This is a genomic window from Gilliamella sp. B2717 (assembly GCF_026536675.1).
Classification (GTDB): domain Bacteria; phylum Pseudomonadota; class Gammaproteobacteria; order Enterobacterales; family Orbaceae; genus Gilliamella; species Gilliamella apicola_I.
Window position 1 is genome coordinate 71,030 of the sequence record NZ_JAFNNQ010000094.1, and the last position, 21,791, is coordinate 92,820.

Genomic DNA, 21,791 nt, shown 5'->3' on the forward strand with positions numbered 1-21,791 from the left:
TAGGTTATTTTGATGCCCAGAAACAAATGATAAGGGCTTTTAAAAAAATTTAAACGTCGAAAAAATAGAGACCTATTATCACGAATTTAGGTCTCTATTTCATCACTTAAATTAAAACCACACTTCAGTTTGCACCCCAAAACTAATTTGATGTTTTTTACCATTAAATTCAAATTTACTAATATCATTATTTAATGACTCAATATACGATAGATAGAAACGAATATCGGGACGAGAGGATAAAATACTTTCACCTACTTTAAATGAATGATACAGGGTTGTTTTGTAGCCTTCTTCTTTATAAGTTCGACCATTAACTTTATTTTTTTGTTTAAAGTAACCAATTTCAATACCACTTTGATTGTATTGATCCCAAATATAAGCAGGTCTTACTGCTGATTTAAAACTGGTAAAATCTGTATGAGGTAAGTTTAAATCATAAGAATAAACATCTTTACCTGTTGTTAAAGCTAATGCATGCGCCACGATAATATTATCAGAAAAATACGCTTCACCTTCAGAAACTAATCGATAAGCCTTACCTCCTGTGTGTTTACCTATATAATCATTATCAGCATTAGCGGCAAATTCTGGATTATTGGTATTGATATTGCCCAAATGTGAAGCGACTGAATTGGTTGCAGTCTGTAGCGTTAGCTGATTAAAACCACCAAAAAAGTTATTTTGACGTAGAACAACACTACCTAACCAAGCATTTTTAACAGTGACATCATCTTGCAGTTTTGATTTGTTCGGCGCTGAGTATCGGGCATTAACAGCAAACATTGCATCTTGCCATAATGGGATATCTCGGTAACGCACTTCAATTTCATTGATATCAACTTCTTCACGCCTTACTTTAGCTATATCTGTTCCCGCTGTTTTTTTATTGACCTTAACATTCACATCAGCACGTAACAATGCTAAATCTAGCTTTCCTACGCCAATTTCCAAATTTTCAATACCGACACCCCCACCAGCTGGCGATTTTTGGGTTTTCCAATCAAGCATTTGAATTTCATTATACGGTAAAGAGTGCTTACCTACCCACAAAGTCGCTTCAGGAAAAAGAGGAACAAATCCTTTGGTGGCTAAGTAGATATCAGAAAATTGCATGATATTGTCGTCTTGCGTATTAAACAATCCAGCCGCTTTATCGGTTGCCACATTACCATCAATCATAACAATTGCATCCACTCGACGACCATCTTGATCATACACTTTTTGTCTGAAGACAAGATCGTACCACCCCCCATATTCGTTCCCAAATCGTCCTAGAGCGCCTTCGGCATAATTTTTGGGTTTACCATTCATCGAAGTTGACCAACCACCACGAAAATACCCATTAAAGGAAAATCCAATTTCTTCTTTAATATAATCTTTGAATTCTGTTAACGTAAACGATTTTTTAGTGGTAATATTACTATTCTGTTCTTCATTAGTTTGGCTATCAGTGACTAACACAATCGCATTATTGTTATTAGGATGCTTAATACTAACAGGTTGTAGATTAACTGATTTTTGTTGTTTGAGTGCGGCGGTTTGTATTTTTATCTCTTTTTGTTGATTGCTTATCACTAACTGTTGCTTTTCTAAATTAAGACTTAACTGAGCAATTTGCTTATTCGATTCAATCAGCTGTTTTTTCAAATCAATAGATTCATTACTCAGCGCAATTAATTTTTGCTCTAATAAATTAATTCTTGCCTCTAACTCATCTTGAGTAGCAGCTATCGCATTAGGCAAATAAAATAAACCGAGCATGGTAATTAAAACAATTCGCTTAGGCTTTACTTTTAATGATTTTGTTAGATATTTCATTTTTCTCTACTCATAATTTAATTGTTTATTCATTAGTCTTATAAATTTAAGACAAAAAAAAACCTAAAGAATAGGTAACAACAACTATTCTTTAGGTTTTGCCCGCTTAATATCGGTAGCAATCCAAAAGCTAATAATTAGCGTTTTCAATATAACAAATAAAAAAATGGTTTCAAAAATAAAATCCTGATGTTGTGACTTAAGTCACAGTAATTAAAAGTTATTTAAAGATAAAAAATGTAACCGTAAACAAAAAAAAATAAACAGAATTAAGAAACTTACAATTTTATACATGATTCCGATTAGACAAATGTTATATTGTTCACTGTTGTATGTCCTAATTTAGTTATAATAATTCGCATTCAAAAATTGGTTAGATTAACGTAAATCATTTAGTACTAAATTGTTAAGATTAAAATGGTGAAAAAATGAATCTCTCTTTAGATACAATCATAAGTAGAAATGATTGGAATAATTTATCAGTTCTTAGTATTAATAGGCTTCCGACACATTCTAAATTCCACAGTTGGCGTGATAAATTACAAGCTAAAAATAATATTGATTCAGAATCAATATTATCTTTAAATGGGGATTGGTTTTTTAGCTATTTTGATAACCCCAAACACGTTCCGGAATCATGGTTAGAAAGAGAGATAGACACCAATACCATTCCCGTTCCATCTAATTGGCAATTACACGGTTACGATGCACCAATTTACACCAATCTACGTTATCCATTTCCTTATAATCCCCCTTTTGTTCCTGACGATAATCCAACAGGTTGTTATTCTCGTTATATCAATATTACGCAAGCATGGTTAGATAAAGGGGAAACTAGAATCATTTTTGACGGTGTTAGTTCTGCTTTTCATCTTTGGTGTAATGGTCAATGGGTGGGTTATTCACAAGACAGTCGAATCGCTGCGGAATTTGACTTAACCCCTTACTTAAAAGTTGGGCAAAACAGAATAGCAGTCTTAGTTTTAAAATGGTGTGATGGAAGTTATCTTGAAGATCAAGATATGTGGCGATTAAGCGGTATTTTTCGAAATGTTTCGCTACTTAATAAACCTAAATCACACCTAAAAAATATCCAAATTAAGACAGAACTTGATGCCTGTTATCGGAATGCTACGTTATCGATACAAGTTGATGTAAAACACAATGACAATATGGATCAATTAAATATTGGCATTGAATTATGGAAAAATAGCGATTTGATTTCCGGACAATTTCAACTGATTGGTACCGAACCCATTGATGAAAAAGGGGGCTATCATGATCGCCTGTTTTGTCATATTCCAGTTATTTCACCTGAATTATGGAGTGCTGAAACACCTAATCTTTATCGTGTCGTAATCAGTTTATATCATAAAAAATCCGGGCTTATTGAATCCGAAGCTTATAATATTGGTTTTCGAGTAGTTGAGATCAAACATGGTCAGCTTTGTATTAATGGTCAACCTTTACTTATTAAAGGAACCAATCGCCATGAGTTTTATCCGGATCAAGGCTATGCTATCACTGAAGAAGCCATGCTTCATGATATAAAACTGATTAAACAACACAACTTCAATGCAGTACGTTGCAGTCATTATCCCAATGATCCTCGTTGGTACGAACTTTGTGATCAGTATGGACTTTATTTAGTCGATGAGGCGAATATAGAATCTCACGGCATGTTCCCTATGTCCCGTTTATCAGATGACCCCTATTGGCTCGCAGCATACAGTGAACGGGTTACACGCATGGTGCAACGAGATCGCAATCACCCATCTATTATTATCTGGTCACTTGGGAATGAATCCGGGCACGGTTCATCACATGATGCACTGTATGCTTGGATCAAAAGTAATGATCCAACTCGCCCCGTTCAATATGAAGGAGGAGGCGCAAATACGGCTGCCACCGATATTATTTGCCCTATGTACGCTCGAGTCGATCAGGATCAACTTCATCCAAAGGTACCTAAATGGGCTATAAAAAAATGGATATCCCTGCCCGATGAAAACCGCCCACTTATTTTATGTGAATATGCACATGCTATGGGAAATAGTCTTGGTGCTTTTTATAAATATTGGCAAGCATTTAGGCAATATCCAAGATTACAAGGTGGTTTTATTTGGGAATGGGCAGACCATGGTCTTCGTTGCCAAACATCATCAGGAGAAAGTTATTGGGCTTATGGCGGTGATTTTGGCGAGGCTTACCACGATAGGCAATTTTGCTTGGACGGCTTAGTTTTTCCCGATCGAAAACCGCATCCAAGCTTAATCGAAGCCAAAAAAGTTCAGCAACCTTTTCAATTCAAACTCATTAGTCAAAAACCTTTAGTTGTCGAAATAACCAACGAATATTTGTTTCGACGTACTGATAATGAACTATTACAATGGGAGATCTTAATCGATGGTAATAAACAACGAAGTGGTCAAATTACCCTTGATATGCAACCAGATAGTACAATCAGAATAAAATTACTTGATAGCTTACCTAACTATATCAATTGTGAAGATGTTCATCTTTCTGTCATTATTATCCAAAAAGAAGAAACTCCATGGTCACCAATTGGTCATCTTGTCGCTTGGGAACAATGGCAACTTGAGAATGTCTTTATTCCGCCTCTTAAGCTTAACAAGCTTAAAACCCCCATGACATTAAAGGAAAATAAAAATAATTATTTAATTTCTCATCAAAATCAAAATTGGTTATTTGATAAAACTACTGGTTTTCTAAATCAATGGACTAAAGAGGATAAACCATTATTGGCTTCGCCGTTTTGTGATCAATTTATTCGAGCGCCAATTGATAACGATATTGGAATTAGTGGTGACTATGATAGCAATAACAATCCATTTGCTTGGGTTGAACAGTGGAAAGCAGCAGGTTATTTTGATTTAACCCATAAATGTCTTGGAATACAAGCTTCACAATCATCCAGCACTATCATTATCGAAGCGTTGCATGGTTATTTTTATGAAGGTCAAAGAGTGATTCAAAGCAAATGGATTTATCAATTTGATCAGCAAGGCTATTTAACGCTAACGGTTGATGTTGATATTGCCAACAATATGCCAGCGCCTGCGCGTATTGGTTTAACATATCAACTTAACGAAATCCCAGAAAAAGTTAAATGGCTAGGTTTAGGGCCGCACGAAAACTATCCAGACCGTAAACACTCTGCCATTTTTTGTAAATGGTCATTACCTTTTTCTGAACTCTATACTCCTTATATTTATCCTTGTGAAAATGGTTTACGCTGTGATGTAAAGAAATTAATACTGGATGAAATGACGATCACCGGTCAGCAATTTCAATTTAACATCAACCAATATGGTACTCAACAGTTAATGGCGGTCACACATCGTCACCTTTTAGTGGCGGAACCTTGTGCTTATGTGAGTATTGATGCTTTCCATATGGGGATTGGTGGTGATGATTCATGGACACCAAATGTCCATTCTGAATTTTTATTAACTAAAAAACATTATCGTTATCAATTAACCTTCGAGGTTAACTAAAAGTTACGATGATAAAAAAAGAACAACGATAAGGCATAATAAATTTATGCTTTATCGTAATTTGCTCAACGTGCAATTAAAGTTATCGATTCAAATATCAAAAATTCAGTTTGAGGTACAACAACTAGCAATGTATTTAACTAACACCATCAAATAGCTTATCTAACTCTTCAATAAAAGCTTGTTTAGGAAGATGATAAAAAATACCATGGTCAGGCATACCTCGTAGAAAAAGATAATAAACTCCCCCAAAATGGGTTTGATATTGATAATTGGGTAAGCGGCTTTTCAAAAAACGATGTAACGCTAGACTATAAAGTTGATATTGCAATTCATAACGATGCTCACACATCACCTGTTCTAATGCTTTTTGTCCATAATCTTCAGCTGAATAACCTAACCAATTTGATTTATAATCAATAATATAATATTTCCCTTGATATTCAAAAACCAAATCGATAAATCCTTTCAGCATGCCTTGTACTGTTTCAAAATCAAGTGTTGGACATTGATAAGATAAGTTGTCATAGGTTTTACAAATGCTATCAAGTTGTTCACAACTTACTGCTTCACGAATCGGAAAATAAAATTGTAATTCATTGATACATCGCCCTGTTAATACATCTGATAACACCAAACCTTGTTGATTAAGCGTTGTGGACAACACTTGTTGTAACCATTCCAATAAAATAGCTTGCCAAGTTTGATCTAAATTGAGTTTTGTTATTGTTTCACTACACAAGGTTTCGATATTCTTCTCAGAAACATTTTCCATTATCTTATGCAGCAAAGTCCCCACATACGCCCCTTTGGGAAAATGGTGAATATCATAGGTTAATTCGGTCTGCAAAGTGGCTTGGGATTCTGGCGTCTCCTCATCCCAATCGCTGATAATTTCTGGATTGATCGTTAAAACAGCATGATGTTTTTGTAGTTCCGTATAACTGGTTACACGCCACTGATGACAAAGTTTCCGTTTAAATACATTAGCCGTTAAAGATTGATTTAGCTGACAATGAGCGGTGTACTTATCATTTTCAAGGGGTAGTTCCACATTAATAAGATCCGCCATTGCTGCTATATTGTTTAACTCACCTTTTAACAGATAATGGATAGCTGATTGGTCTTTCTTCATAGTGGCAAGACCAATACTACAATGATAAACCGATCGTGTCATAGCAACATACAATAAACGTAAGTCTTCCGCCATGCGTTCATCTTCAATCTGTTGTTTTATTTCATCCGTTAACATCCATGCATAAGTTTGTTGAAAATCGTTATTTTTATCATGATAAAACTGTGTATCAGACACACGATATTGGCAAATAAAAGGTAACCAAACGATTGGAAACTCTAAACCTTTTGATTTATGGATGGTGATAATCTTGACTAGATTTTCATCACTTTCAAGACGCTGCTCATGATTTTCGAGATTAAAATCAGGATTAACAATCTGTTTGGTTAACCAACGTATTAACGCATGTGGACTATCTAAATCATCTGCCGCTTCTTGTAATAACTCACTTAAATGCATAAAGTTAGTTAAAATACGCTCTCCGTCTTGTCGAGCAAGAATATTTTCTGCTAGGTGACGTTTTTTCATCATTCGACGTAACATTACCAATACGCCATAATATTGCCATATAACCTGATACTGCTTAAATTCTTCTACTAAGCTTTCCCATTTATCTTGATCATCAGTGATTTGTTCAAGTTCAGACATCGTCTGTCCTAATAACGCCGTCATCATAGCCAAACGTAAAGCGGCTTCATTTTCTGGCATCAATACCGCTTGCAGAAGGCAAAGCACATCCTTAGCCTCATCTGACTCAAACACGCTATTACGATTGGATAAATAGACACTTTTAATGCCACAAACGGCTAATTTTTGCTGAATAATTTCTGCTTCTCTACCCGTTCGTACTAAAATGGCTATATCTGACGTCGTTATTGGGCGACAACCCTTGCTATCATTAATTAATATTGAAGAGTCTGATAACCATTTGACTATTTGCTTGGCACAGCAATTTGCCATCTGCTCTTGATAATCAGCTTTGGTTGTTACTTCTTCTGGCAATAAATAAGCGGTTAAAGCATTGCTTTCTTGATCATTAATTAGCAATGATTTTTGCTTATTTTTTTCAGCGCAATTCATTGGTAAAAAGGGAATATCATTAAAAACAAACGGATTTTCATGATGGGCGAATAATTGATTTACCGCATTTACCATAGCTGATGAGGAACGGTGATTCACATCCATGGTAAAATAGTTATCACCGGTTGAACGTTTCGCCTTAAGATAAGTAAAAATATCGGCGCCACGAAAACTATAAATAGCTTGTTTCGGATCGCCGATAAATAATAGTCCGATATCAGATCGTTTGCTATCATAAATACGATCAAAAATTTGGTATTGAGTTGGGTCGGTGTCTTGAAATTCATCAATTAACGCAACCCGATATTTCGTTGAAATACTTTGTGCTAATCGTTTTCCTGTTCGTGTCACTAACGCCCGATTAAGCTGCCAAAGCAAGTCATTAAAACTTATCTCAGTGCGTTTAATTTTTTCATCATAAATGCCTTTTTGGATTATGGTTACAATATCCATTAAAATATGGCTTCGCAAATCCAGTTTACACTTATAGAGTGTATCAATTTCAGTAAAAACAGAATGACTTGGAACGATTTTTCCTTCTTTTGTTTTGCTCGCCAGAACTGATTGACAAAATTTTTCAAGCTCATTAGGTAATGCAAACGTAAGCGTTGCACTGTTAGCCCATTGTGAAACTTTTGAAAGCCAATTAGGCAGATATCGGCTACTATAAGATTGTTTACTGACACCCGATTGATTAATAATATCCGATAATTGATCAACATGCTTTAACCATGATTTTTTTACCGTTTCAATCATGTTAAAATTTTGCTGATAAAACTCAGCTATTGCTTCGGTAATATTGGGGTTTAATTCAGTTTTCTCATTAAAGGTATTGGATAAATAAGGGGTAATATCGGCTAATAATTCCGCCGGCTCTTTCCAACAGTCTCGAACTAAATAAGCATACGATTTTTCAAGAGGTGTAAAGTAGTATCGCCAGAAATCTTGCACGACTTGTAATTGCAATTGATATTCGTCGGTGATTAATTTTTGTTCGAACAACACGCCGGACTCAAACGCATGGCTAGTTAGTATTCTTTGACAGAAACTATGAATCGTGTAAATTGCTGCATCATCCATTGATTGTTGGGCTTCAGTAAGTCGTTGAATCGCTTGTTGACGATCAACAATCAATGTCATTAATTGCTGATAAATAGGATCATCATGTTCACCGTTTAATAATGCCAGTCTTAACTCTTGTATGTTTTGTCGTATACGTGAACGTAACTCTTGAGTGGCCGCTTTGGTAAACGTCACCACTAAAATTTGGCTAACATCAAGCGGTGTAGAATAGCTATTTTCACCAATGCCAAGCAGTAACCTTAAATATATAAAGGCAAGCGAATAGGTTTTACCCGTACCTGCCGATGCTTCAATCAGTGTTCGGCCTGTTAACGGTAAATCAAAAAGATTGAGTTTTTTTATTTCGCCTGATGAAACCATTCAAGCTTACCAATAGTTGATGTTAACTCAATGCATGCAATTGATGCAGTCGGAAACATGGGCGGAGAGATATCAGGACAAAGTTCATTAACCAAATATCCAACTAAAGGAAGATGCGAAACAATAATCACTTGCTCAATACCTTGAGAAGGAAATGTCGATAACAAATTGGAAATATATTCAGGATTACCGCCAGGTACTAACAGTTTATCTGTTTCTACCGTTGAAACAGAAACTTGTGATGATAACTCTGCTAATGTTTGCTGAGCACGTAAATACGGGCTAACTAAACCAAGATCAAATTGGAAACGTTGCTGTTTAAGCCACAGCCCGGCATGGTTTGCCTGACGAATTCCATAAGGAGTAAGGGAACGGCTTGAATCAGATGAAGCAGAATAACCTGCTTCACCATGCCGCATTATACAAACTTTCATTTATATCCAATTAGCGTAATTTTAATTGAAAAATCAAGCATTCAGCGCCACAACAAAAGGTAAATTTTGCCGTTAATTTAAAACCACCGTCAACCTTATCAACACTGCTATTAATTTCGCAAGGCTCAGTTGCCACATCTTTTGCTGCTTGAGTTAAAGATGCTAATTTAGCTTGTGCTTCTGACTCTGTCGCAAAGACATGCTCGTACTCAGCGGTGCAATCTTCATTATCTATGATTGTGCCAACATCTACGCAACAACACGCCGGAGTATCATTTGCTTTACATTTATTTAAAGAATCTGTCATGCCATACCTCTGTTTTACCGATTAAATTGACAGTAGTATACTCTCAATCATATCTAAGGGCAAAATTCTCATCAGGATTTATTTAGAATAGCTTTACTTTGATAACATTCTTTGAAAAATAAAACGACATTGTTATTGACTAAACGGAATCAAGAATCCGAGTTGTAATTTGAGTTTTTTGAAATTGAGAAAATTCAAATAAATCTTGTCGATATGTCAGTAACATTCACCAACAAATCAACGATTCAATTTGTAGTTAACTCAATGCCCCTTTTTCAGTTCTGTTAAGGTATTCTTTTGTTATGAATCCAAATCCGTTTAACCAGAAAGTCGTTCAATTTAGGTTATTGCGATTGAATTTAATTGAGATAGTTAATGTTTTGGTGATCTTAAAAAGATTTAGATCATAAAAAAAGCAAAAAAACCTCTACCAAATGGTAGAGGTTATATGATTAAAATTTAGGTGCAGATGAACGACCTCGTTTTTTTGCAAAACTTTTATCGTTCGATTCTGTTCGGTTACTTTTACGTCCCCGTTTAGCATCTGACTGAGCACCACTGACCAAGCTCATTTTCATTGGTTGATTCAGTACCCGTACTTTTTCTAAATGTTTAAGGATATCTTTTGGCATTCCTTTTGGTAACTCAACCGTTGAATGGGTTTCATAAAGTTTGATGTTACCAATATAACGACTACTAATATCCGCTTCATTAGCAATAGCACCAACAATGTGACGAACTTCAATACCGTTCTCTTTACCAATTTCAATACGATACATATCCATGTCACCCACATCACGTCGTTCCCGACGTTTTGGTGATTCTCGATTATCACCTCGTAGTCGACGTTCACCACCACGATTATCACGATCACGACTTTCACGAGATGGTTTGAATACTGGATCAGGCGGTAGAATTAATGGGCGCTCACCTTGGGCAAGTTTTAATAAAGCAGTTGCAATCGTTTCAAGATCCGCACCACTTTCAGTTTGGATTTGGCTCAGTATTGCTTGATATTGATCTAAATCATTACTTTCTAGCTGTTGTTGAACTTGCTGATTGAACTTAACTAAACGACGTTTTTCTAATAATTCTTTAGAAGGTAAGCCCACTTCTGGGATTGGTTTTTTAATTGTTTGTTCAATATTTTTTAGTAAACGACGTTCACGGCTATCAACAAATAAAATTGCACGACCTGCACGGCCTGCACGACCTGTTCGCCCAATACGGTGAACATAAGATTCTGAGTCTAAGGTAATATCATAGTTGATAACTAAACTAATACGTTCAACATCTAATCCGCGCGCTGCCACATCCGTTGCAATTAAAATATCTAAACGACCATTACGTAATCGATCAAGTGTTTGTTCTCTTAATTGCTGAGTCATATCTCCATTTAATGCAGCACAACTGTACCCGTGTTTTTCAAGCACTTCGGCGACATCAAGCGTTGCTGTTTTTGTTCGTACAAATATAATTGCAGCATCAAAATCTTCTGCTTCAAGAAAACGTATTATTGCCTCATTTTTACGCATTCCACGCACTAACCAATAACTTTGATCGATATCAGGCGCTGCTTGATTAGTCCCTTTTATCTGTACTTCTTTTGGATTATGCATAAATCGTTTAGTGATACGGCGAATTGGCGCAGGCATTGTTGCTGAAAATAGCGCTGTTTGATGATCTTCGGGAATGGCAGCCATAATATTTTCAACATCATCAATAAAGCCCATTCTTAGCATTTCATCGGCTTCATCAAGAACTAAACCTTTAAGATTTGAAAGATCTAATGTTTTACGATTTAAATGATCTAATAAACGTCCAGGCGTGCCAACTACAATTTGCGGTCCTTGTTTTAACGCTCGCAATTGCACATCATAACGCTGACCACCATATAGGGCTAATACATTCACCCCTTTCATATATTTTGAATATTCTGAACAGGCATCAGCAACTTGTATTGCAAGTTCACGTGTTGGTGCTAACACTAATAGTTGTGGCGCTTTTAAGCTTGCATCAATGTTCATTAAAAATGGAATGGAAAAAGCCGCTGTTTTTCCACTTCCGGTTTGCGCCATACCAAGCACATCTTTTCCATCTAATAATAGTGGAATACATTCAGCTTGAATGGGTGATGGTTTGCTAAAACCAAGATCATTTAATGCGTTAAGGATGTCCTCGGATAAACCAAGGTCAATAAAAGAAACTTCATTTGTCATGTAAACTCGCTTATAAATTTATCATATATATAAACTTTCTATTTTAATTGCTAAACAATTAAGCTTAATGAAATAAAGTAATTAATCTCAATATGGTTAAATGTTTAATTGCATTTCCTTGAAAAGAAAGCTATATATAAATTTATGCCAGCTCACTAAATTGAAAATTTACGATTCACATCAAAAATTAATTACCGATACTATAATTGATTATTGTTGTGAATGTTATATGGACAAATATCACATTTGCGCAATACTCTGATCCGATTAAGGATATAACTAATTAACGACTCATCAATAACTTGAACAAGTATTAATAGTCAATCAGAACTAAACTATAACAATATTTTCACTTTTAAAACTGGCATGACCCATGTTACTTTTCCTCAAGTAACTTCATTTCATAGAGTGCCTGTTGATGTTCAACAAAGTTATAAATATTATTAGCTAAAGCATATTTAAATAACATTTTGGCACGCTCATTATCACCTTTATTCTGATAATATTTACCCAAATAAAAGTAGGTTTCACAAAGACGCTCAGCTAATTGCCGATTATTTTCAACGCCTTCTTGAAGATTTTGCATCAATTTAGATTCATTAATTTTACCTAAATAAAATGCAACAATATGGCTACTATAAATCGATTTATCATTTAACCGATTATAACGGTCTTGTAGCATATTTAATGCTGTTTTCTTATCAATCTCATTTTCAATTAGATAAAGCCATAATAATCTAATTGGCTCATTCACATCATATTGATAAAACTGAAGTGCATCTCGGTTAGCAGATTGATAATGACCTGTACGATACAACGTGATTGCTCGATTCAGATATGCATAAGCATAAGCTGGATCGATTTCTAAAGTTGTATTAAAAGACATTAAGGCAACATCAAAGTCACCTTCTCTTAAAGCATAAGTCCCTAAAAAGTTATAAATATCTGGAATGTCAGCGCTATAACCTAATAAGGTAGAAAAATCAATTTGCGCAAATGCTTTAAAACCTAATGAATCATAAACAATTCCCCTTTCAAAAATAAGCTGCATTCGGGTTACAGTATCAATATTTTTTTGGGATAATTGTTGGCTAATCTGAGCAATTTTCAATTCATCATTATACGAAACTTGCTCAGGAACAGCCAAAAGGAGCGGTGAACTTGAACAACCTGACAATAGAGTAACAGCTATAAGTAAGCAGACAATCCTCAGGTTGAAAAGTTTCATTTTAAAACCCCTAATGATTAATTTTTTATTCAGTAATTGGTGAATGTTCCGTTGTTGGTTCAATTGCATCTTTCATACTTAAACGAATTCGACCTTGACGATCAATTTCAAGGACTTTCACATTGACTTCTTGTCCTACTTTTAAGTAATCAGCTACTTTTTCGACACGGTGATCAGCGATTTGAGAAACATGAACCAATCCTTCTTTACCACCAATAATAGAAACAAACGCACCGAAATCAACAATTCGAGTGACTTTGCCGGTATAAATTTTACCAATTTCAACATCAGCAACTAAATTATTGATACGCTCCATAGCATCTTTAGCTTTGTTCGCATCTGATGCTGCAATTTTAACTGTGCCATCGTCAGAGATTTCAATGGTTGTGCCTGTTTCTTCAGTTAATGCACGAATCGTTGCGCCACCTTTACCGATAATATCACGGATTTTATCCGGATTAACGTTCATTGTATAAATACGTGGGGCAAACTCAGATATTTCTTGACGCGGTTTATTAATCGCTTGATCCATTACCGTTAAAATATGCAATCTGGCACCTTTCGCTTGATTAAGGGCAACTTGCATGATTTCTTTGGTGATACCTTCAATTTTGATATCCATTTGTAATGCACTCACACCTTCACGAGTTCCGGCTACTTTAAAGTCCATATCGCCAAGATGATCTTCATCACCTAAAATATCTGATAATACGACAAATTTATCGCCTTCTTTAACTAATCCCATTGCAATACCTGCAACTGATGATTTGATTGGCACACCGGCAACCATTAAGGCAAGTGAAGCACCACAAACAGAAGCCATTGACGATGAACCATTTGATTCGGTAATTTCAGATACGACACGCACCGTATAAGGAAATTCATCTTGACTAGGCATAACCGCAGCTACACCACGTTTAGCTAAACGCCCATGACCAATTTCACGACGTTTAGGTGATCCAACCATACCTGTTTCACCGACAGAATATGGCGGAAAGTTATAATGCAGTAAGAAACGTTCAGTATATTCGCCAGTTAATTCATCAATAATTTGCGCATCACGTTCAGTACCTAATGTTGCTGTTACTAATGCTTGAGTTTCACCACGCGTGAATAAGGCGCTACCATGTGCTCTTGGCAATAAATTAGTACGGATATCCAGTGCCCGAACCATATCTTTCTCACGACCATCAATACGCGGTTCACCAGCGATAACGCGCTGACGAACAATTTGACTTTCTAACTCAATAATAATGTTCATCACTTCGTTTTCATCAAGTTCTTCATCTTGCGCTTTTAAAGTGGTTAGCACATCTTCTTTGATCAGATCAATTTGCGCATAACGAGCTTGTTTTTCTGTGATACGGTAAGCTTCACCAAGACGATCTTTGGCTAATTCAGAAACAGCATTATATAATGCTTCATTTTTAACTGGTGGAACCCAATCCCATTTTTCACGATTCGCTTTCGCCACAAATTCATTAATGTTATCAATGACCACTTGTTGTTGCTCATGACCTAATACGACTGCAGCTAACATTTGTTCTTCACTTAATAAATCAGCTTCAGACTCAACCATTAATACCGCACTTTTCGTACCAGCAACCACTAAATCCAAACGGCTATTTTGTAGTTCTTTTACTGATGGGTTCAATACAAATTCATCGTTAATTAAACCAACTCGAGCAGCACCAATTGGACCATGAAAAGGCACACCTGATAAGCAAAGTGCAGCGGAAGCACCTATCATTGCAACTAAATCTGGACTAACATCCGGATTGACTGACACGACTGTTGCAATGATTTGAATTTCATTAACAAATCCTTCTGGAAATAATGGACGTAATGGACGGTCAATTAAACGTGCAATTAACGTTTCGCCTTCGCTTGGACGACCTTCACGTTTAAAAAATCCACCCGGAATACGACCGGCAGCATAAGTACGTTCTTGATAATTAACTGTTAATGGGAAAAAGTCTTGTCCTTCTTTGACTTTTTTATTAGCCACCACCGTGACAAATACAGCGGTATCGTCCATATTAACCATGACCGCAGCCGATGCTTGACGTGCTAAAATACCTGTTTCTAAAGTAACAGTGTGACGTCCATATTGAAATTTTTGATATGTTGGATTAAACAAAATAATATCCTCTTGTTAATAATGCTGTTGAAATGAAAAGCTCGACAGGCAGTAGTTTTAAGTACAACTTATTGATTTTTTATTTCAACAATGTAGGGTCATCAACAAAAGATTATTTCACTGTCACGACTAATGACAGATCTATAAATTATAGAGCTCTCATTAGTCGCGCGAAACATGAGATACAATCTTTTAATGTGTTGATTTACAAAAACGAATTAATTTTACTTTCGAGCTGAGCATTATAGCAAAGCTCAAATTTTTAACAACGAAAAAGAGGCCTAGGCCTCTTTCAAGTAGATTTTGATTAGCGACGTAAGCCTAATTTTTGAATCAATTGGTTGTAACGTTCGATATCTTTACGGCGTAAATAGTCTAATAATTTACGACGGCTAGATACCATACGTAATAAACCACGACGGCTGTGGTGATCTTTTTTATGCTCAGAAAAATGACCTTGTAAATCATTAATACGCGCAGTTAAAAGAGCAACTTGAACTTCAGTTGAACCTGTATCGTTAGTTCCACGACCATATTCAGCTACGATTTTCGCTTTAGCTTCTACAGTTAGAGACATAATAAACCTCATAAAATTAGTATAAAAAATGGCATGTCCGATCTCTAATTCAGACAACCTCGGTATTCATATAAATATGAATTGGGCGCAATTATACTGAATTTTATTAAAATAGCAATTTGATTTACGTAACTATAAGTTTACTTAAGTTCAAAGCCATACTCTTCTTGAATCAATTTTTTCAATGCTTCAATATAATTTTGTGCAGACAGGCTTAATTGGGCTTTTTGCGAAGTAATCCAACCTATCAAAATTTTTTCATTAACTTCAAGTGGTATGGATAAAATATCAGACCCATTTAAATCCGTACTTAATACGCCAGTACTAATCGTATAACCATTTAACCCATGCAACAAATTAAACAAGGTGGCTCTATCACTCACATGAATACTTTTTTTATGGTAAACAGTACTTAAAATCTCTTCAGAAAAATAAAATGAATTATATTCTCCCTGTTCGAAAGACAAATAAGGGTAATTTTCAAGATCACTTAACGTTAACGATTTCATGGATGATAAAGGATGATTGGTGCTGATAAATACGTGTGGGTGGGCTTCAAATAGCGGATGAAATGTCAATCGATGTTCTTTAAGTAAGCGTAGAATCACTTTTTGATTAAAATCTGTTAAATATAAAATCCCAACTTCACTTCGTAAATTAGCCACATCGGTAATGATATCGTAAGTTCTGGTTTCTCGGAGAGTAAACTCATATTCATCAGTATGATTTTTTTTGATGAGATTCACAAATGCATTGACAGCAAATGCATAGTGTTGAGTGGAAATGCTACAAAGTTGTTTTGAAGGGACTTTTTTTGAATAATGTTGTTCTAATAATTCAGCTTGATCTAGGACTTGTTTTGCATACCCCAAAAATTCAACACCATCAGTGGATAATGAAACTCCTTTAGACGTTCGTACAAAAATTTCAATACCAAATTCTGCTTCTAATTCTTTAACTGCTGTGGATAAGCTTGGTTGGGTAATATAGAGATTTTTTGCAGCTTCATTAATTGAACCTGAACGAGCAATTTCTAAAATATAGCGTAATTGTTGTAGTTTCATAGCGTCACTTATTTAGTCGTATAAACCCATTACGGGATAATATCTTGTTAACTATATACCAAAAATTAGTAGATGTGCACTAACTGATTGTTTAAAATTAAATCTGACATACAGACACAATACTATTTAATTTATTTGTTTACCAAATGAAATGTAATTGGGATAGTTAAATGAATGAGGAGTTGAAAATCTAGACTAACAGGTTTTATAAGTGATGGGTGAAAGGAGTAAATGAAAGGATTAATTTTGCAACGTAATTGCGTGTGTTAATGAATAGAGCCAATTGATTCTACCGATTTAAAATTGTCTAGCTGACCAGTTATAGCCTCGTTTTGATTCAATAAACATGTATATGAATCATGATAATTACCTATTAATCGACCTTGAACAAAGTTGACTTATCCTTGTTCGTATCTATTGCCATTAAATAAAAAAATTTTCATAGATTAGTTTGATGCTCATAATGGTCGAAACGGTGATTAACATAGGTCTGATTAATTTGCGCCCTTTAGTGATTACCATTTTAGCGCCTACCCTTGCTCCAATAAATTGACCTAATAACATAATCAGACCAATTGACCAAACAACTTCGCCACCTAAAATAAAAAAGATTAGACCAGCTAAATTTGAGGTGAAGTTTAAAACTTTAGTATTTGCCGTTGCTTTTGTGAGATTAAAACCAGCAAGGGTAATATAAGCCACAGCGTAAAATGAACCTGCTCCGGGGCCAAAAAATCCGTCATAAAAACCGATTCCCAAAGCAGGTATAAGTGCAAATTGAATAATAGAGAAACGACTTTTACGATCATCTTCGCCAACTTTTGGCGAAAGTAAAAAATAAATGCCCACGCTAATAGTTAGTATGGGTAGTAAAAGTTTTAAAAATTCAGCTTGAACATGAATGACTGAAATCGTACCTATAGCAGAACCAATAAAGGCAAATACAATCGCCCACTTTTGCTGTTTTAAATCAACCATGCGTTGACGAATAAAATAGAGACTAGCGGAAAAAGATCCACCACAACTTTGTAGTTTATTTGTTGCTAAAGCGCTAGCAGGTGGCAGTCCTATAGCGAGTAAAGCTGGCACAGTTAATAGACCTCCGCCACCAGCAATTGAATCAATAAAACCAGCTAAAATGGCGATCGCAAATAATAAAACGAGTATTTCATCACTCATAAATGATTGCTCATCATAAATTTACGTCGCTGCATTGAGCTCGATAACGAAGATAATGATCCATCAGCACTATAGCCACCATTGCCTCAGCTATCGGAACCGCACGAATCCCCACACATGGGTCATGTCGCCCATGCGTAGAGACGTCAACCGATTCACCAAATACATTTATCGAACGACCTGATATTTCAATACTTGGCGTGGGTTTAAGGGCAATATTAGCTATTATCGTTTGTCCGGAACTTATCCCGCCTAAGATACCACCAGCATGGTTAGATAAAAAACCATTTGGTGTGATTTCATCTCGATTTTCGCTTCCTCGTTTGGTGACAACCGCAAATCCGTCGCCAATCTCTACCCCTTTTACCGCATTAATGCTCATTAAAGCATGGGCGAGTTCAGCATCTAACTTATCAAAAACAGGTTCCCCCAATCCTACAGGAACATTTTCAGCCACAATGCAAACTTTAGCACCAATCGAATCGCCTTCTTTTCGTAACGATCTAAGCAATTGATCGAGCGATTCAAGTTTCGATTCATCTGCACAAAAAAACGGATTTTGTTCAACTTGCTGCCAATCTTTTAATTCGCACTCAATATCCCCCATTTGTGCTAAATAACCACGAATTTGAATACCCATTTTTTCGTGTAGATATTTTTTAGCTATTGCTCCTGCCGCTACGCGCATCGCTGTTTCACGAGCAGAAGAACGCCCTCCCCCTCGATAATCTCTTATCCCATATTTGTTGTGATAAGTGTAATCTGCATGGCTAGGTCGAAAAATATCTTTTATTTGGCTATAGTCTTGCGAACGTTGATCGGTATTTTCAATCATTAATCCAATACTTGTACCAGTTGTTACCCCTTCAAATACACCAGATAATATTTTAACTTGATCAGGTTCTCGGCGTTGGGTGGTATAACGAGATGCGCCTGGGCGACGGCGATCTAAATCTATTTGTAAGTCTGATTCAGTTAATGCTAATCCCGGTGGTACACCGTCAACAATACATCCTAATGCAACACCATGCGATTCACCAAACGTTGTGACTTTAAATAATTTTCCGATTGAGTTTCCAGACATAATAACCTTATTCCGATTAATGCATAAATTTATTTAAAATAGTGATGATATTTAATCAAGTCTTGTTGTGTTATGGAAAACACGCCGAATCCACCACGTTCAAAGTCAATCCAATTGAAAGGAACATCTGGATACTGTTCTTGCAAACTAACCCAACTATTTCCTACTTCACAAACAAGGACACCGTCGGGAGTTAAGTAATTAATCGAATCATGCAAAATTCGTTTTACTAAATCCAATCCATCAAATCCGGCTTCTAGCGCCAGTTTCGGTTCGTATAAATATTCTTCTGGCAAATCATTCATATCTTCTTCATCGACATAAGGCGGATTGGAGACAATAAGATCGTATTGTTTAACCGGCAAATCATTAAAGAGATCCGATAAAATAGGAGTAACTTGAAAGTTCATTTCATGCAAGTCGATATTAGTTTGAGCAACATCGATTGCCTCAAGCGAAATATCAGTGATATCAACATGCGCTTTAGGAAAAGCATAAGCACAAGCAATACCAATACAACCACTACCAGTACAAAGATCTAAAATATGTCGAGGCGGTGTGGTAAGTAGCGTTTTGAAATGATCATCAATTAATTCACCAATCGGTGAACGAGGTATTAAAACTCGTTCATCAACATAAAAACTATGTCCACAAAACCACGCTTGATTCGTTAAATAAGGAGTTGGAACCCGATCGTCAATTCGCTTTTGAATAATATCAAACAAAAACTGTCTTTCTTCTTCCGTCAGATTGGCCGCGTAAAATTCGGGAGGAATAGATAATGATAACCCCAAACTGGCTAAGATAAGTTGTTTTGATTCATCGATAGGATTATCCGTTCCATGTCCTAAATAAATATCTGATTGACTGAGTTGTGAAGTTGTCCAGCGAATAAAGTCCTGAACGGTACTTAAGTTTTCCATAATGGCTCCAAAAGATCGAGGAGAGGAAGATATCATTCGTCAATGAAGGTCATCTTATTCTCAATAAATATCGCAAATCGAGTGTTTAAACAAACCGTTAAAATTGTATCACTCATTTATTTCAACAATTTAATTATTCGCAATATAGGGTGAAGAAAGTAAGTTAAATAAATTAAATATATTCATTATGATAATCTATCATTTTAGAATTAATTTTAATTCATTTATGAATTTTTTAACTACGCGAAATATTATCAAAGTATTTTATTATATTCAATTATTCATTCTCAATCATAATAGTGAGTCATGGAGAGTATTTTTTAATAATGACTTGATAAATATAAATTTAACAGATATAAAAAACATTTTAGCTTAATGAGGCAATCATGTTTTTTCTTTCTAAATTATTTAAACCCCAAAATACTCATCCAAAATCCGTTAACAATTGGCTTGATGAATATATTACAATTCTTGCCGAACGTAATTTAAAACCCAAAACAATCGAAATAAAAACGTATTTGCTAAAAGTTATCCGTCAGCAAATAGGCGCTAAACCGATCTCCCAAATAACACCACCCGATATTGCAAAAATTATCAAAATCTATACAGATCAAGATAAAGCTCCGTCCGCTAAGTGCATGTACCACTTACTTAAAGATATCTTCCGAGAAGCATACGCACAGGGCTGGAATGACAGGAACCCCGCCGAACCAATAAAATGTCCTAAAGTTACTGTGAAACGTTCACGAATGACATTTGTTGAGTTTAAGAAAATTTTAAATGAGGCGGAAAAAACAGGAAATAAAATAATGCATGATGCTATGACGCTTGCGCTAGTTACAGGGCAACGCCGTTCTGATATAGTAGAAATGAAAAAATCAAATATTAAACGAAATTATTTATTAATAGATCAATATAAAAGAGGTGCAAAAATCGCACTACCGATAAAATTGGAATGTAAAAAAATAAGCACTAGTTTACGAGACATTATTGAATCAACTGATAATGACTATTTAATATGTCTCAACAATGAAAAAATAAAATTAGACGATATAACGCGTCAGTTTTCACGGTTACGTGATAGAGTTTATAGCCGAAATTACTGGAACGGAACACCTACCACATTTCACGAAATCAGATCACTATCAGAACGTTTATATAGAGAACAACGCATTGACACCATGACATTATTGGGTCACAAATCCCAGCAAATGACTGATAAATATAATGATAGTCGAGGTCGTGAGTATAAAAAACTGAGAATAAATTAAACCTATTCGACAAATAGGTAAGCCGTTCACATCTTTTTTAACAGCAGGAATAGTACCAATATCATCAGCCGTTGGTTTATTGTTAGGCTAGTAAACACAAACATCATTTTCTTTTAGCGTTTTAACATTAAATGAGCCATTAATTGACTGACTATCTACACCCAATTTTTTAATGAAAATTGTAGTATTTATTGAAGTTGTGGCATTTTTAGCGTCCTCTTCTGATTTTTTGGCATTTTGTTCAGCGTAGACCTTAATCTGTTCCAGTAGTTTGGTGAGTTCATTTGACCAGCACAAATATCAATTAATGAATTTGTCCATTTAGTACCAACTCCCGTTACTATTTTACCTCCATTTGTTACTGCTATCGTACCTGTATTATACCTCGACATAAGTTCCCTCTAATTTGATTGAATACTTTGAGATTT

General features: G+C 35.5%; 15 protein-coding genes. 2 read left to right on the plus strand and 13 right to left on the minus strand.

Annotation, left to right across the window (positions count from 1 at the left end):
• Positions 1 to 111 precede the first annotated feature (111 nt).
• Positions 112 to 1,821 (minus strand): carbohydrate porin, encoded by a 1,710-nt coding sequence (locus J3U35_RS10045; RefSeq protein WP_267361110.1) that lies wholly within the window; start codon positions 1,819 to 1,821, stop codon positions 112 to 114.
• A gap of 428 nt (positions 1,822 to 2,249) precedes the next feature.
• Between J3U35_RS10045 and J3U35_RS10050 the strand changes: the two genes are divergently transcribed.
• Positions 2,250 to 5,339 (plus strand): beta-galactosidase, encoded by a 3,090-nt coding sequence (locus J3U35_RS10050; RefSeq protein WP_267361112.1) that lies wholly within the window; start codon positions 2,250 to 2,252, stop codon positions 5,337 to 5,339.
• A 136-nt stretch (positions 5,340 to 5,475) separates the two neighbouring features.
• Here the strand turns inward: J3U35_RS10050 and recB are convergent, their stop codons facing one another.
• The 11 genes from recB to prmB all read right to left on the minus strand — a co-directional run bounded on the left by recB (position 5,476) and on the right by prmB (position 20,092).
• Positions 5,476 to 8,937 carry an exodeoxyribonuclease V subunit beta gene (gene recB, locus J3U35_RS10055; RefSeq protein WP_267361114.1) on the minus strand — a complete coding sequence of 1,154 codons (3,462 nt, stop codon included), beginning with the start codon at positions 8,935 to 8,937 and terminating at the stop codon, positions 5,476 to 5,478.
• Entirely contained in the window at positions 8,916 to 9,371 is a 456-nt protein-coding gene (sixA, locus tag J3U35_RS10060) for a phosphohistidine phosphatase SixA (RefSeq protein ID WP_267361116.1), read from the minus strand. Before sixA ends, recB begins: the two co-directional genes overlap by 22 nt.
• Before the next feature lie 10 nt (positions 9,372 to 9,381).
• Positions 9,382 to 9,678 carry a YfcZ/YiiS family protein gene (locus J3U35_RS10065; protein ID WP_267350625.1) on the minus strand — a complete coding sequence of 99 codons (297 nt, stop codon included), beginning with the start codon at positions 9,676 to 9,678 and terminating at the stop codon, positions 9,382 to 9,384.
• A gap of 452 nt (positions 9,679 to 10,130) precedes the next feature.
• On the minus strand, positions 10,131 to 11,897 hold the full coding sequence (locus J3U35_RS10070) for a DEAD/DEAH family ATP-dependent RNA helicase (RefSeq protein ID WP_267361118.1): 1,767 nt from the start codon (positions 11,895 to 11,897) through the stop codon (positions 10,131 to 10,133).
• Between the two features lie 376 nt (positions 11,898 to 12,273).
• Positions 12,274 to 13,125: a lipoprotein NlpI gene (gene nlpI / locus J3U35_RS10075; protein WP_267361120.1), complete on the minus strand. Its 852-nt coding sequence runs from the start codon at positions 13,123 to 13,125 to the stop codon at positions 12,274 to 12,276.
• Positions 13,126 to 13,150: 25 nt separating this feature from the next.
• Positions 13,151 to 15,265 (minus strand): polyribonucleotide nucleotidyltransferase, encoded by a 2,115-nt coding sequence (gene pnp, locus J3U35_RS10080; protein ID WP_416380696.1) that lies wholly within the window; start codon positions 15,263 to 15,265, stop codon positions 13,151 to 13,153.
• 307 nt (positions 15,266 to 15,572) lie between these two features.
• Positions 15,573 to 15,842 carry a 30S ribosomal protein S15 gene (gene rpsO, locus J3U35_RS10085; protein ID WP_065559597.1) on the minus strand — a complete coding sequence of 90 codons (270 nt, stop codon included), beginning with the start codon at positions 15,840 to 15,842 and terminating at the stop codon, positions 15,573 to 15,575.
• Positions 15,843 to 15,982: 140 nt separating this feature from the next.
• Positions 15,983 to 16,906 carry a LysR family transcriptional regulator gene (locus J3U35_RS10090; protein WP_065559598.1) on the minus strand — a complete coding sequence of 308 codons (924 nt, stop codon included), beginning with the start codon at positions 16,904 to 16,906 and terminating at the stop codon, positions 15,983 to 15,985.
• A gap of 423 nt (positions 16,907 to 17,329) precedes the next feature.
• Positions 17,330 to 18,085 carry a TSUP family transporter gene (locus J3U35_RS10095; RefSeq protein ID WP_267361122.1) on the minus strand — a complete coding sequence of 252 codons (756 nt, stop codon included), beginning with the start codon at positions 18,083 to 18,085 and terminating at the stop codon, positions 17,330 to 17,332.
• Positions 18,086 to 18,098: 13 nt separating this feature from the next.
• Positions 18,099 to 19,169 carry a chorismate synthase gene (gene aroC / locus J3U35_RS10100; RefSeq protein ID WP_267361124.1) on the minus strand — a complete coding sequence of 357 codons (1,071 nt, stop codon included), beginning with the start codon at positions 19,167 to 19,169 and terminating at the stop codon, positions 18,099 to 18,101.
• A 29-nt stretch (positions 19,170 to 19,198) separates the two neighbouring features.
• A complete protein-coding gene (gene prmB, locus J3U35_RS10105) occupies positions 19,199 to 20,092 on the minus strand; it encodes a 50S ribosomal protein L3 N(5)-glutamine methyltransferase (protein ID WP_267361126.1) in 894 nt (297 codons plus the stop codon).
• A gap of 386 nt (positions 20,093 to 20,478) precedes the next feature.
• On the opposite strand from prmB, the gene J3U35_RS10110 reads away from it, so the two are divergent.
• Positions 20,479 to 21,363, plus strand: a complete 885-nt coding sequence (locus J3U35_RS10110; protein ID WP_267361128.1) for a tyrosine-type recombinase/integrase — start codon at positions 20,479 to 20,481, stop codon at positions 21,361 to 21,363.
• An 87-nt stretch (positions 21,364 to 21,450) separates the two neighbouring features.
• Here J3U35_RS10110 and J3U35_RS10115 read toward each other — a convergent pair whose 3' ends face one another.
• Entirely contained in the window at positions 21,451 to 21,660 is a 210-nt protein-coding gene (locus J3U35_RS10115; RefSeq protein ID WP_267361129.1) for a hypothetical protein, read from the minus strand.
• Between the last annotated feature and the right edge of the window lie 131 nt (positions 21,661 to 21,791).